Here is a 14,026-nt window from a genome sequence, read left to right on the forward strand (position 1 = left end):
CGCACGCCCTGTACCGGCGCGGGCCGCACTGGACCTGGCTGGCCCGGCGCGGCCTTCTCGGCGCCGTCGCCTCCGTACCGCCCCTCGAAGGCCTCCGCATCCGTTTTCGCCGTGCGGGAGCGGCCCGCCGGACCCCGCCCGTGGCCCTGCTGCGGCTCGCCCGCCGGGCCCCCCGCACCGCCCCGGTGGACGACGCCTTCCTGGAGTGGGCCACCGGACAGGTCGGCGAGGAGGGCGCCCGCGCCGCCGCGAACTTCGCCGCCACCGCGCTGTTCCACCACGACCCCGGGTCGCTCTCCGCCCGGTTCGTCCAGGAGCGCCTGCACCGCCTGGCCTCCTTCCCGCCCGAGGCCCACTACCCGGTGGGCGGCTGGGCGCCGCTCGTCGAGCGGCTGGCCGGCCACGCCCGGGGCCTCGGGGTCGGCATCGAGACCGCGGCCCGCGTCGACACCCGGACGCTCGGCGAGCTGGCCCGTACCGGACCGGTCGTCGTCGCCACCTCCCTCGACTCCGCCCGCGTCCTCCTCGACGACGCGTCCCTCACCTGGGAGAGCGGCCGCACCGTCCTGCTGGACCTGGCGGTGCGCACCCGGCGCGGCGACGCGTTCGCCGTGTCGGACCTGGACGCGCCCGGCTGGCTGGAGCGGTTCACCGCCCAGGATCCCGGCCTCGCCCCGGCCGGCGAACAACTGCTCCAGGGCCAGTTCCCGATCGGCCCCGACGGGCGCAGGGCGGAAGGGACCGCGCGGGCCGGGGAACTCCTCGACCTCGGCTTCCCGGGCTGGCGCGAGCGCACCACCTGGCGCGTCGAGGCACTCGCCGACGGCCGCACCGGAGCCGTCGACCGACCCGGCACCACCTGGCGGGACCGGCCCTCCGTCGTCCGGGGCGACGGCATCTTCCTGGCGGGCGACCAGGTCGCCACCCCGGGGCTCCTCAGCGAGGTCTCCTTCACCAGCGGCCTCGAGGCCGCACTGCTCGCCGTGAAGGCCGCCGGCCCGCGCTCCCGGACGGGGCCCGGGAGCGGGCCGAACGGGGTTGACCTCAAGCAAACTTGAGGTACGAGAGTGGGGGCACAGCCCGCGGCGGGCACAGCCCGCCGCGCGACCCCAGGGAGCCCGTCATGCACGCCGTACGCCTTCACGCCTTCGGCCCCGCCGAGAACCTCGTGTACGAGAGGACCGAGGACCCCGTCCCCGGTCCCGGCCAGGTCCGTATCGCCGTGGCCGCGGCCGGGGTGCACCTCCTGGACACCGTTCTGCGGGAAGGGGAGCGCGGCCCCTATCCGGAGCCCGTCGGCCTCCCCACCGTCCCCGGGCGGGAGGTCGCCGGAACCGTCGAGTCGGTGGGCGAGGGCGCCGACGCGGCCTGGCTCGGCAAGCGCGTCGTCGCCCACATCGGCATGGCGCCCGGCGGGTACGCCGAGCTCACCGTCACCGAGGCCGACCGGCTCCACGAGATCCCCGAGGGGCTCGACGCCGCCGGGGCCGTCGCCATGATCGGCACCGGCCGCACCGCCCTCGGCATCCTCGGGTTCACCCCGCTCGGCCCGGATTCCGTGGTCGTCGTCACCGCGGCGGCGGGCGGGATCGGCACCCTTCTCGTCCAGTACGCGAAGAACGCGGGGGCCACCGTGATCGCCCTGGCCGGAGGCCCGGCGAAGGTGGCCAGGTCTCAGGCCGAAGGCGCCGACCTGGCCCTCGACTACACCCGCCCCGACTGGCCGCGCCCGGCCCGTGAACACCTCGACGCGGCGGGGCTGCGGGCCACCGTCGTCTACGACGCCGTCGGCGGGACCACCGCCCGCGCCGCCGTGGACCTCCTCGGCCCCGGCGGGCGGCACGTGGTCTACGGCTGGTCGGGCGAGGGGCTCCTCGGCGGGGGCCCGCTCACCTTCACCGCCGAGGAGCTGGCGGAACGCGCCATCACGTCCGGGTCCGTCCTCGGGCCTCGGATGACCGAGAAGGGCGGCGGTCTGCGCGCGCTGGAGACCCGTGCCCTGGCCGAGGCGGCGGCCGGCCGGCTGCGGCCCGCCGTTCAGCGCTTCCCGCTCGCCGAGGCCGCCGCCGCGCACCGCGCGCTGGAGACCCGGGGCACGATGGGCAAGGTGGTCCTGGAGCCGTAGTCAGGACCTGTGCCCCGTCGGCCCCGGACGAGCCCTGACCCCTCCCACCGGACGGACCAGGGCCCCGTCCGGTGCGGCCCGGGCCGCACCATGCTCTCCCCCGGCCCCCGGCCGCCGAACCCGACCCCGGTACCGGCCCCCGCCCGCGCTCACCTCCCCAGCAACCGCCGCGCGATCTCCGCGTGGTCGGGGGAGATCCGGCCCTCCCCACTCTCCGCCGCCCACAGCCCGTTCTGGAGCACCCGCCCCAGCGTCCAGGCCCGCGCCCGCTCCCGCTCCAGGCCCAGCGCCTCCGTCAGCGCGTCGAACCGCCACAGCACCTCGTCCGCGTCGAAGAGGTTGTCCAGCGCCGGGAACAGCTCGAAGCCCGGGTCCCCCGCGAGCGGTTTCGGGTCGAGCGCCACCCACTCCCCGGCCCGCCCCGCGTCCGCGCGCCCGGCCAGGATGTTGTCGTAGTGCAGGTCCCAGTGCAGCAGCCGGTCCCCCGGCTCCGCCACGACCTCCCGAACCGCCGCCGCGCAGTCCGCGATCAGCCTCCGGTCCGCGGCGTCGGCCAGCAGGCCCACCCTCTCCGGCACCTCCGCGAGCATCCGCTCCGCCACATCGCCCAGCGTGCGCAGCCCCTCCGGCGCGGGTACCGCCACCAGCCGGGCCAGCACCGCGCCGAGAGCCGTCACCGCCTCCCGCACATCGGCCTCGCCGGACAACGGCCGCCGCTCGTCGAGCCGTTCCAGCAGCATCGCACCGGTCTCCGGGTCATGGCCGAGCAGCTCCACCGCCCCGGCCCCCGCGGCGGTCCACGCCCGCAGCGCGACCGGTTCGTCCGCCGTCTCCTCGTCCACCGACCGGAGCTTCAGCGCGGCGGGCCGCCCGTCCGCCTTGCGCACCACCGGCAGGACCAGCGCGCACACCCCGTACATCGACGGGCCGTCCGGCCGCAGTCCCCACCGCTCCAGACACCGCTCCGCGAGGCCGGGCAGGGCGGCGACGAAAGCCCGGCCGGCCGCTCCGTTCCAGCGGTCCTGAGAGGCGATCAGTTCGTCGGGGACATGGAGGTCGATCACCCGCCGATCCTAAGACGTGACCCATCGGGCCAAGACGGAACAACCCCGCGCGCAGTAACGTCCCGCCACACGTACGCTCGGCATCTCACCGGACCGGGCAGGGACACCAGGGGCATCATGAGCACCGTCAGTACCGTCGTCGGCGGCATATCGTTCTGGTACGCGCGGGAGGGCACCCCCGCCCCGCGCGAACCCCTCCCCGGCGACACGAGCGTCGACGTCTGCATCGTCGGCGGCGGCTACACCGGGCTCTGGACGGCGTACTACCTGAAGAAGGCCGTCCCCTTCCTCAACATCACCGTCCTGGAAGCCAAGTTCTGCGGCTACGGGGCCTCCGGCCGTAACGGCGGCTGGCTGTACAACGGCATCGCGGGCCGCGACCGGTACGCCAAGCTGCACGGCCACGACGCCGCCGTACGGCTCCAGAAGGCGATGAACGACACCGTCGGCGAGGTCGTGAGGACCGCCGCCGAGGAGAAGATCGACGCCGACATCCACCAGGGCGGCGTCCTGGAGGTGGCCCACACCCCCTCCCAGCTCGCCCGTCTCAAGGACTTCCACAGCGTCGAGATCGCCTTCGGGGAGAGTGACCGGGTCCTGCGCGGCGCCCGCGAGACCGCCGAGCGCGTCCATGTGACCGGGGCCGTCGGCTCGACCTGGACCCCGCACGGCGCCCGGCTGCACCCGGCCAAGCTGGTCAAGGGCCTCGCGGACGTGGTGGAGGCGCTCGGCGTGACCCTCCACGAGTCGACGCCGGTCACCGAGATCAAGCCCAAGCACGCCGTGACGCCCTACGGCACGGTCCGCGCTCCGTACGTCCTGCGCTGCACCGAGGGCTTCACCGCGAGCCTCAAGGGGCAGAAGCGCACCTGGCTCCCGATGAACTCCTCCATGATCGTCACCGAGCCGCTGCCCGCCCGGATCTGGGACACGATCGGGTGGGAGGGCCGCGAGACCCTCGGCGACATGGCCCACGCCTACTTCTACGCCCAGCGCACCGCGGACGACCGCATCGCGCTCGGCGGGCGCGGCCACCCGTACCGCTTCGGCTCGGCCACCGACAACGACGGCCGCACCCGGCCCGCCACCGTGGCCGCCCTGCGCGACCTGATGGTCCGGCTCTTCCCCACCACGGCGGGCGTCCACGTCGACCACGCCTGGTCCGGCGTCCTCGGCGTCCCGCGCGACTGGTGCGCCACGGTCACCCTGGACCGCTCCACGGGGCTGGGCTGGGCGGGCGGTTACGTCGGCTCCGGCGTCGCCACCGCCAACCTCGCCGCCCGCACCCTGCGCGACCTGATCCAGCAGGACTCCGGGCAGGCGGGCCCGACGGATCTGACCACCCTGCCGTGGGTGAACCACAAGGTCCGCCGCTGGGAGCCGGAGCCCTTCCGCTGGCTCGGCGTCCACGGCATGTACGCGGCCTACCGCGCCGCCGACCGCCGCGAGAGCACCTCGCCGCGCCCCGGCACGGACCCCGTCGCCAGGGTGGCGGACCGCATCGCGGGCCGTCACTGAGCCACCGGCACCCGGCCTTCGGCCCCCAGCCCCTGGCCGCGCTTCAGTCGCGCGGCCAGGGCCGCCCGTCGAGACGCTCGATGGAGAGGTTCAGGCGACTGAGGGAGTCGGCGAGTTGCTGGGCCTCCTCGGGGGGCCAGTCCGTGAGGACCTTCGCGAGGCCCGCCAGATTCCGGCTCCGGTCGTTGTCGAGGCGGCGTTCGCCCTCCTCGGTGATGGCGAACTTGCGGGCGATGCCGCCGTCGGGGTCCGGGATGCGCTCGACGACCCCGGCCCGCAGCATCGCGGCGGTCTGCCGGTTGAGCGTGGAGGCGTCCAGACGGAAGGCGTCGCCGAGCTGGCCGATGGACATGGGCCCCTCCACCTGGATCCGGCTGAGCAGGATGTAGGCGGATCGGTCGAGCTGCCAGTCCACGCGCGGGGTGACCATGTGCATGTACCGGCCGAGCAGCATCGTCTCGCGTTCGATCCGGTCGATGTGCTTGTCCACGCGCTGCTTCCTTCGTCGAACAGGTCTCTCACGATAGATGTGCATGATGCACATGCTATGCATGATGCACAATCCGTGTATCTTGCATAGTCGAACACCGGGAGCGCGGCCCGAGAACGCGGCCCGAGAACGAACGACCCGAACGAACGACAGGCCCGGAAGGGCACAAGGGAGAGCAGCACCCGTGGAGAGTTCACCCCCCGCATCCCGCCCGGGAGGCGTGGTCGGCATCCTGGCCTTCGCCGGCATCGTGGCGGCACTCACCCAGACCCTGGTGGTGCCGCTGATCGCGGAGCTGCCGAAGATGTTCGACACCTCCGCGTCGAACGCCTCCTGGGTGATCACCGCCACCCTGCTGGCCGCCGCCGTGGCCACGCCCGTCGCCGGCCGGCTCGGCGACATGTACGGCAAGCGGCGCATGCTGCTCGTCTCGCTCGTCCCGCTGGTCCTCGGCTCGGTGGTCTGCGCCCTGTCCTCGTCGGTGGTCCCGATGATCGCCGGGCGCGGTCTCCAGGGCCTGGGCATGGGCGTGGTCCCGCTGGGCATCAGCCTGCTGCGTGACGTGGTGCCGGCCGAGAAGCTCGGCCCGTCCATCGCGATCATGAGCGCCTCGATGGGCGTGGGCGGCGCGCTGGGCCTGCCGTTCGCCGCCGCCGTCGCGGAGAACACCAGCTGGCGGGCGCTGTTCTGGGTGGTCGCCGTGCTGGCCCTGGCGGTCGGCGCGCTCATCCTGGCCCTGGTCCCCGGGGACCGCCCGGCCACCAGGTCCGCCAGCTTCGACCTGCTCGGGGCCGTCGGCCTCGGCGCCGCCCTGATCTGTCTGCTGCTCGCCGTCTCCAAGGGCGCCGACTGGGGCTGGGGCAGCGCCACCACGCTCACCCTCTTCGCCGCCGTGCTGGTGCTGCTGCCCGCCTGGGGCTGGTGGGAACTGCGCCTCAGCGAACCCCTGGTCGACCTGCGCGTCACCGCCCGCCCCCAGGTCCTGATGACGAACACGGCCTCGATCCTGGTCGGCTTCGCGATGTACGCGCAGTCCCTCGTCGTGCCCCAGCTGCTCCAGCTGCCCGAGGCCACCGGCTACGGCCTGGGCCAGTCGATGCTGGCGATGGGCCTGTGGATGGCCCCGGCGGGCCTGATGATGATGGCGATGTCCCCGGTCGGCGCGAAGCTGTCCGCCGCCAAGGGCCCGAAGGTCACCCTGGCCGTCGGCAGCCTCCTCATCGCCGCCGGCTACGGCCTGTCCGTCCCGCTGATCGGCGCGGACTCCCCGTGGAGCCTGCTGATCGTCACCCTCGTCTGCAACTCCGGCGTCGGCTTCGCCTACGGGGCGATGCCCGCGCTCGTCATGAGCGCGGTGCCCCGGTCCGAGACCGCGTCGGCGAACAGCTTCAACGCCCTGATGCGCTCGATCGGCACGTCCTTCGCGGCGGCGGTCATCGGCGTGGTCCTGGCCCGGATGACCACGGACTTCGGCGGCTTCCCGCTGGCCTCGCAGAACGGCTTCCGCGTCGCGATGCTCATCGGCTGCGGGGTGGGCCTCGCGGCGGCGGTCGTCGCCGCGCTCATCCCCGTACGCCCGGCGACCGGGCCGCCGCGGCCGGCCGCGGCGAACGGTCCCGCAGGGGTGCCGGAGGCCTCGGAGTCCACGGCCTGACCGTTGCCCGCACGGAGCGCGGCCCGGGGTCCGACGGCTGAACCGCCGGGCCCCGGGCCGGACTTCGTACGGTGACCGGCGCCGCGTTCACGGCGACGGGTCAGCGCGTCAGTCGCAGCAGGCGCCCGGCTCTCGCCGTCGCGACCAGCTCCTCGACGGTGGCGAGCTTCACCCGGGGCCGCCCGTCGCGCCGCCCCCGGTCCCGTTCGGCACGGTCGATCGCGGCCAGGCCCCGGGCGTCCACGACCCGGCGGTTGCGCCGCCGGGCCAGACGCCGGAACGCCTTGGCGTCGCCCGTCGGGGCGGGCAGCGTCCCGGCGACCGCGTCGGCCAGGAGTGTGCCGACCGTCTCGGCCGCGCAGGTGCGGTTGGCGCCGATCCCGCCGGAGGGCCCCCGCTTGATCCAGCCGACCACATAGCCGCCGGGCAGCCCGGCGACCCGGCCGCCCTCGTGCGGGACGGTGCCCGAGGCCTCGTCGAACGGCAGCCCGGGGACCGGCAGCCCCCGGTATCCGATGGCCCGCAGCAGCATTCCGGCGGCCAGATCAGCCGCGCCCTCGCCGCCGCCGTCGGTGACCCGTACGGTGCGCGCGCCCGCGTCGCCCAGGATCTCCACCGGCTCGGAGTGGAAGCGGAGCACGATGCGCCGGTCCGCCCCTCGACCGGGCCCGGGGGACGCGGCGTCCGTCCGCACCCGGGCGAGCCCCCGGAGCACCCCGGCCCGGTCGCCCGCCCCGGCCGTGTCGATCGCCGCCCCCGCACGCGGGTCGTGGTCGTCCACGACCAGCTCCACGCCCGGCAGATGCTTCAGCGCGAGCAGTTCGGAGCGGGTGTACGCGGCGTCCTCGGGCCCCCGCCGCCCCAGCACCACCACCTCGCGGACCCGGCTCGCCCGCAGGGCCTCCAGCGCGTGGGCGGCGATGTCGGTGCCCGCGAGCGCCTCCGGGTCGGCGACCAGGATCCGGGCGACGTCGAGGGCCACGTTGCCGTTGCCCACCACGACGACCCGCTCGGCGGACAGGTCGACGCCCTGCGCGACGGCCTCCGGGTGGGCGTTGTACCAGGCGACGAACGAGGTCGCCGACAGACACCCGGGGCTGTCCTCGCCCGGGATGCCCAGCCGCCGGTCCGCCGAGGCGCCGACCGCGTAGATCACCGCGTCGTGGTGGGCGGCCAGTTCCTCCGCGGTGACGTCCCGGCCCACCTCGATGCCCAGGTGCATCCGGACCCGGGGGTGGGAGTGGAAGCGGGAGAAGGTGTCGCCGACCTTCTTCGTCGCGGGGTGGTCGGGCGCCACGCCGTACCGGACGAGCCCACCGGCCACCGGCAGCCGGTCGATCAGGGTCACCTCGGCGGCGGTGTGCAGCAGCAGGTCCTGCGCCGCGTACATCCCGGCGGGCCCGGTGCCGACGACGGCCACCCGCAGCGGCCCGAAGTCGGACGGCAGGCTGCGCCCGAAGACCGGCTCGCCCCAGACATGGAAGTTGGGCCCGTCGGCACCGGCCCCCGCGGACGGGGCCTCCTCCCCCTCGTAGTAGGCGGCGTTGATGTCCGCGTACTCCCGCTGCCCGGCAGACAACACGTCCACCGGGAAGATCGCGTCCACCGGGCAGGCGTCCGCGCAGGCCCCGCAGTCGATGCACGCCCGGGGGTCGATGTGGAGCATCTCCGTGCTGCCGAAGGCGCGTTCCTCCGGCGTCGGGTGGATGCAGTTGACCGGGCAGACGGCCACACAGGTGGCGTCGTTGCAGCAGGTCTGGGTGATGGCGTAGGTCATGGCCCCGGCTCAGATCAGGTTCGCGCGCTTGTAGAACGCGAGGGCGGGCTTGGTGAGGAGGCGGGCGGAGGCCAGGAAGTCCATCAGCCCCGAACAGCTGGACCGCATCATCGACTTGTGGTGCTCGTTGCGCCGGGCGGCGGCCAGTGCCCGCTTCTTGTCCAGCCCGGCCTTCCCGTAGACCTCCGGGTTCACCATGCTGGTCACGATGAAGTACGAGGCGACGGCGACGACGAAGGCGTTGATCTGCCGCCGCGCCCACCCGGCGCCCTCCAGGCGCTTGAGCGTCTCGTCCCGGGCGAACTTCATGTGCCGGGACTCCTCGACCACATGGATGTTGTTGATGGTGCGGACGAACGGCACGACCCGCTCGTCGCGCATCCAGTCCCGCTGCATCACGTCGAGCACCTCCTCCGCGACCAGGATCGCCGCGTACGCCGCCTCGCCGAACGCCAGCGTCTTGAAGGCCCTGCCCAGCTCCATCACCGCGCGGCGGGGCCGGTAATGGGGCGCACCGAGCTTCTGCGCGCCGCGCGCGAACATGATCGAGTGGCGGCACTCCTCGGCTATCTCGGTGAGCGCCCACTGGAACTCCGCGCCCGCCGGGTTCTTCATGTAGATGTCGCGCAGCACCATCTGCTGGAGGATCATCTCGAACCAGATCCCGGTGCTGGCGACCGAGGCCGCCTCCTGCCGGGTGAGCTCCTTGCGCTGCCCCTCGGTCAACTCGCCCCAGTACGCGGTCCCGTAGAGACTGCACCACTCCGGGCTCGCGCCGTGGAACTCCTTGTCCAGCGGCGTCTCCCAGTCGACCTCGGCGGCCGGGTCGTACGCCAGCTGCGCGGCCGAGTCGAGCAACCGCCGCGCGACGTCGTCGCCCTCGGGACTTTCCTGGACCTTCGACGGAACGGTGCTGCCGGCCATGCTGCGGCTCCTTGGGTCGAGTGCGGTGATCCTCGATCGTGGTGAGGTACGTACGTCGGCCGACCGCCGTGTACGGAATCGACTCGCGCGGTACGGAATCGGCTCGCGTTGTACGGGGTCGGGGTCGTGCTGTGTGCCGTGTGCTGTACGGGATCTCCGGGGCCGGGGGCGACGGCCCGCGCCGGACCGGACACCGGCCGACCCGGGATCCTTGTTAGACGCAAGGTATAACAAGGATCCCGGGTCGCCTACCCCTCGGTAGAAATCGGCACGGACGCACACCACATCTCCTCGCCCGGCGGGCCGTTCGGCGCTATTCCTCCCCCCAGGCGACCGGCAGGGAGACCACTCCGTAGATGCTGGAGCGTTCGCGCAGCGGCACTTCCCCCGGCGGTACCGCGAGGCGCAGTCCGGGAAAGCGGGCGAGGAGCGCCGGGAGCGCGACGGTCATCTCGACCCGGGCGAGCTGCTGGCCGAGGCACTGGTGGGGGCCGTGGCCGAAGGAGAGATGCCCGGTGGCCCGGCGGTGGATGTCGAGCCGGTCGGGCTCGGGGAACCTGAGCGGGTCACGGTTGGCCGCCTGTACGGAGACGGTCACCGTCTCCCCCGCCCCGATCAGCTCGCCCGCCACCTCGACGTCCTCCAGCGCGGACCGCAGCAGCGGGTCGGCCACGCTGAGGTAGCGCAGCAGTTCCTCCGCGGCCGGCCCGGCGAGATCCGGGTCGGCCCGCAGGGCCTCCAGCTGACCGGGGTTGACCAGCAGGGCGAAGACACCGAGGCCGAGCGTGTTCGCGGTGGTGTCGAGCCCGGCGGCGAGGAGCAGCCCGCCGATCCCGGCCAGTTCCTCGTCGGTGAGGCCGGGGGCGGGACCGGGTGCGGCGAGGTCGCTGAGCAGGTCGTCGGTGGGCTCGGCCCGCTTGGCGAGGACGAGTTCACCGACGTACCGGAGCAGCCCCGCGTAGGCCTCGTCCCTGGCCCCTGCTTCGACCGCGTGGTCGAAGATGACCTCGACCAGCCCCAGAAAGCGCCCCCGGTCGGCGTAGGGCACGCCGAGCAGCTCGCAGATCACCAGTGTGGGCACGGGCCGCGCGAAGGCCTCGACCAGGTCGGCCGTGGGCCCGGCCTGCTCCATGGCGTCCAGGCAGTCGGCGGTGAACCGCTGGATACGACTGGTCAGTTGACGCATCCGGCGCACGGTGAACCGGCCGGCGAGCAGTCGGCGGTAGCGGGTGTGCTCCGGGGCGTCGAGGCCGATGATGTCCCCGACGGGCGCCGGCGGCAGCTCTCCCGGCGCGCCTTCCATCGGCATCGGCAGGTGCAGGAGCTCGTACCGGGAGCTGAAGCGCGGATCGGCCAGCACCGCGCGGGCCGCCGCGTGCCCGGTGACCAGCCGGCCCACGTGCCCGTCGGCGTAGCGCAGGCGGCGGACCGGCCGGTCGCTCAGCGCGGTGAGTCCGGCGGGCGGATCGAAGGGGCAGCCGGTGTGCCGGTCGGTGGGCAGGACGGGCGGCTCGTCGGCGGTCGCGGGGTCGGTGTCCGGGTCGTACGCCATCGGGTTCTCCCCTGGTCATGGGATCGAGGCAACGGAGATGAACTCACCGGGAACGAGGTCCCCGGGGGTGGAACGAAGTCACCGGGGGTCCTGGCCGAACTTCGAGGTCGCCCAGAAGTAGCCGAGCACCACGAGCCCGATGCTCCAGCCGACGGCCAGCCAGCCGTTGTGACCGATCTCGCTGCCGAGCAGCAGGCCGCGCAGCGTCTCGATGGCCGGGGTGAAGGGCTGGTACTCGGCGATCGGCCGGAACCAGCCCGGCATCGTCTCCACCGGGATGAAGGCGCTGGACAGCAGCGGGAGCAGGACCATCGGCAGGGCGTTGTTGCTGGCGGCCTCGGCGTTCGGGCTGATCAGGCCCATGCCGACCGCGACCCAGGTGAGGGCGGTGGCGAAGAGCACGAGCAGCCCGAACGCCGCCAGCCACTCCAGGACCGTGGCGTCCGTGGACCTGAAGCCGATGGCCACGGCGACGGCGCCCACCAGGACCACGCTCAGCACGCTCTGCAGCACGCTGCCGACGACGTGCCCGACGATCACGGAACCGCGATGGATCGCCATGGTGCGGAAGCGGGCGATGATGCCCTCGGACATGTCCGTGGAGACGGACACCGCGGTCCCGACCACGGTGGACCCGACGGTCAACAGCAGGATGCCCGGGACGATGTAGGCGATGTACGCGGAACGGCCGCCCCCTCCACCGCCGATGCCCGCGCTCATCACGTCGCCGAAGATGTAGACGAAAAGCAGCAGGAGCATGACAGGCGTGAGGAGCAGGTTCAGGGTGAGCGAGGGGTAGCGCCGGGCGTGCAGCAGATTGCGGCGCAGCATGGTGTTCGAGTCGCGGACGGCGAGGGAGAGGGAGCTCATCGGACAGCCTCCTTCGGCTGGTTGTTCCGGGCCGGCGCACCGGAGCCGGTAAGGGCGAAGAACACGTCGTCGAGGTCGGGGGTGTGCACGGTCAGCTCGTCGGCCTCGATGCCGGCCGAGTCCAGCCAGTCGAGGATGGAGCGCAGTTCGCGCTGGCTGCCGTCGCTGGGGATCTGGAGCGACAGCGTCTCCTCGTCGCGGGTGACCTCGCGCAGCGCGGAGGCCGCGGACCGGTAGGCGCCCGGGTCGGTGAAGCGGAGCCTGACGTGGCCGCCGGGGACGATCCGCTTGAGCTCCTCGGCGGTGCCCTCGGCGGCGATCCTCCCGTCGTTGAGGACGGCGATACGGTCGGCCAGCTCGTCGGCCTCCTCCAGGTACTGCGTGGTGAGGAAGACGGTGACGCCACCGGAGACCAGCTCGCGGATGATCCCCCACATCGTGTGGCGGGAACGCGGGTCGAGGCCGGTGGTCGGCTCGTCGAGGAAGATGATCCGCGGGGAGCCGACGAGCGTCATCGCGATGTCGAGACGCCGCTTCATACCGCCGGAGTAGCCCGCGGCGGGCTTCCTCGCCGCCTCCACCAGGTCGAAGCGCTCCAGCAGTTCGGCGGCGACCCGCCGCCCCTCACGCCTGGACAGGTGATGCAGGTCGGCCATCAGCAGCATGTTCTCCTCGCCGGTGATCAGTCCGTCGACGGCGGAGAACTGCCCCGTGACGCCGATCGCGGCGCGCACGGCCTGCGGGTCGACGGCCGGATCATGGCCGCCGACGCTCAGTTCGCCGGCGTCGGCGGTGACGAGGGTGGAGAGGATCTTGACAGCGGTGGTCTTGCCCGCGCCGTTGGGGCCGAGCAGGGAGAAGACGGTGCCCTCGGGCACCGACAGGTCGATGCCGTCGAGCACGAGCTTGTCGCCGTAGGACTTGCGCAGTCCGGTGGCGGTGATCGCCTGCGCCGCGGCCTGGGCGGCAAGCGGCGCGGAGACCCGGGTGACAGTCATGCTGGTTCCCTTTCGCGAGCGGTGATTCGGGCGTGGGCAGAACGGGAGACGGGGGCGACGGAGATCAGGCACGACCGGCGGCGGACCCGGCGGAGATCAGGCACGGCGGACGATGATGTCGCCGGCCCCGCTCCGGGCGTGCACCTCGACGGTCTCGTCGGATTCCTCGGGCCCGGCGGCGGTGCCGAGCGAGTTGCGTACGGTGCCGAACTTGGGGTGCAGGTCGAGCCAGGCGGCGGTGCCCTCATGGATGCCCACCTCGAGGTCGCCGACGGAGGTACGCAGGGCGATGCGGCCGCGGGTCACGTCCCCGACACGGATGCGGCCGTTGGAGGAGGTCGCGTCGACCCCGGCGTGGGCGACACCGATCTCGATCCGCCCGTTGGCGGACTTGGCGACGACGCTGCCGTGCGCGACGCCCACGGAGATGTCGCCGTTGGCCGCGTTGACCTTCAGCTCCCCGCCCACCTCCTCGATCCCGGTCGCGCCGTTGCCGTTCTTGACGACTGCCGCCCCGCCGACGGCGCCGACCTCGACCCGGCCCGAGCCGATGACCTCGGCGTCCCCGGCGGAACGGGCCAGCCGGATGTCGCCGTGGTCGGTCCTGAGCTCGGCACGGGCCGCCTCGTCCACCTGGAGGTCGCCGAGCGAGGTCCTGAGCTGCACCTCGCCGAGAGGCCCTTCACAGAAGAAGCCGCCCAACGCGGAGGCGCCGCGCACATCGGACCCCGCGGGCAGTTCGACGCTCACCACGACGGCGCCCGGCTTGCCGAACAAGGTGCGCTTCTTGGGGGTCTTGACGGTGAGACGGCCACCCGAGCAGGAGACCTGGGTCTGCTGCACGGCACGCACGTCGTCCTCGTCGGACCCGTTGCCCGGCAGCACCTCCACGACCGTGTCGGTGCGCTTGCCGGCGGTGATGCGGGCCGTGCCGGCGTCCAGCTCGATGACGGCGGAGATCGGCTCGGGAGTATCGAAAGAAGGCATGGCTGTCCCGTCCTCTTGGCTCGGTGAGTGATGAGTGATCAGTGACGTCGGCCGGATCGGCGATCCG

General features: G+C 73.3%; 12 protein-coding genes. 4 read left to right on the forward strand and 8 right to left on the reverse strand.

Annotated features, from left to right (window positions below):
• Both CR470_RS11070 and CR470_RS11075 read left to right on the forward strand, forming a co-directional pair.
• On the forward strand, positions 1–1,058 hold a 1,058-nt coding region (locus CR470_RS11070), incomplete at its 5' end, for an FAD-dependent oxidoreductase (RefSeq protein ID WP_097867411.1).
• A 65-nt stretch (positions 1,059–1,123) separates the two neighbouring features.
• Positions 1,124–2,125 carry a zinc-binding dehydrogenase gene (locus CR470_RS11075; protein WP_097867412.1) on the forward strand — a complete coding sequence of 334 codons (1,002 nt, stop codon included), beginning with the start codon at positions 1,124–1,126 and terminating at the stop codon, positions 2,123–2,125.
• Between the two features lie 149 nt (positions 2,126–2,274).
• Here the strand turns inward: CR470_RS11075 and CR470_RS11080 are convergent, their stop codons facing one another.
• Positions 2,275–3,189 carry an aminoglycoside phosphotransferase family protein gene (locus CR470_RS11080; RefSeq protein WP_097867413.1) on the reverse strand — a complete coding sequence of 305 codons (915 nt, stop codon included), beginning with the start codon at positions 3,187–3,189 and terminating at the stop codon, positions 2,275–2,277.
• 117 nt (positions 3,190–3,306) lie between these two features.
• Between CR470_RS11080 and CR470_RS11085 the strand changes: the two genes are divergently transcribed.
• Positions 3,307–4,707, forward strand: a complete 1,401-nt coding sequence (locus tag CR470_RS11085; protein WP_097867414.1) for an NAD(P)/FAD-dependent oxidoreductase — start codon at positions 3,307–3,309, stop codon at positions 4,705–4,707.
• A 43-nt stretch (positions 4,708–4,750) separates the two neighbouring features.
• Here CR470_RS11085 and CR470_RS11090 read toward each other — a convergent pair whose 3' ends face one another.
• Entirely contained in the window at positions 4,751–5,197 is a 447-nt protein-coding gene (locus CR470_RS11090; protein WP_097867415.1) for a MarR family winged helix-turn-helix transcriptional regulator, read from the reverse strand.
• A 184-nt stretch (positions 5,198–5,381) separates the two neighbouring features.
• Here CR470_RS11090 and CR470_RS11095 point away from each other — a divergent pair, with 184 nt between their 5' ends.
• Positions 5,382–6,851, forward strand: coding sequence for an MFS transporter (locus tag CR470_RS11095; RefSeq protein WP_097867416.1), 1,470 nt, complete (start codon positions 5,382–5,384; stop codon positions 6,849–6,851).
• A gap of 100 nt (positions 6,852–6,951) precedes the next feature.
• On the opposite strand, the gene CR470_RS11100 is transcribed toward CR470_RS11095, so the two are convergent.
• From CR470_RS11100 to CR470_RS11125, 6 genes are all read right to left on the reverse strand, one after another.
• Positions 6,952–8,628, reverse strand: a complete 1,677-nt coding sequence (locus tag CR470_RS11100) for an FAD-dependent oxidoreductase (protein WP_097867417.1) — start codon at positions 8,626–8,628, stop codon at positions 6,952–6,954.
• Between the two features lie 9 nt (positions 8,629–8,637).
• Positions 8,638–9,552 carry an AurF N-oxygenase family protein gene (locus CR470_RS11105; RefSeq protein ID WP_097867418.1) on the reverse strand — a complete coding sequence of 305 codons (915 nt, stop codon included), beginning with the start codon at positions 9,550–9,552 and terminating at the stop codon, positions 8,638–8,640.
• 313 nt (positions 9,553–9,865) lie between these two features.
• Positions 9,866–11,104, reverse strand: a complete 1,239-nt coding sequence (locus CR470_RS11110; RefSeq protein ID WP_097867419.1) for a cytochrome P450 — start codon at positions 11,102–11,104, stop codon at positions 9,866–9,868.
• A 78-nt stretch (positions 11,105–11,182) separates the two neighbouring features.
• Entirely contained in the window at positions 11,183–11,974 is a 792-nt protein-coding gene (locus CR470_RS11115) for an ABC transporter permease (protein WP_097867420.1), read from the reverse strand.
• A complete protein-coding gene (locus tag CR470_RS11120; protein ID WP_097867421.1) occupies positions 11,971–12,972 on the reverse strand; it encodes an ATP-binding cassette domain-containing protein in 1,002 nt (333 codons plus the stop codon). The genes CR470_RS11115 and CR470_RS11120 overlap by 4 nt, the downstream gene beginning before the upstream one ends.
• Before the next feature lie 96 nt (positions 12,973–13,068).
• Positions 13,069–13,959: a DUF4097 family beta strand repeat-containing protein gene (locus tag CR470_RS11125; RefSeq protein ID WP_097867422.1), complete on the reverse strand. Its 891-nt coding sequence runs from the start codon at positions 13,957–13,959 to the stop codon at positions 13,069–13,071.
• Positions 13,960–14,026: the final 67 nt, after the last annotated feature.

This window comes from Streptomyces sp. rh34, from assembly GCF_002551245.1.
In the GTDB taxonomy this organism is placed as follows: domain Bacteria; phylum Actinomycetota; class Actinomycetes; order Streptomycetales; family Streptomycetaceae; genus Streptomyces.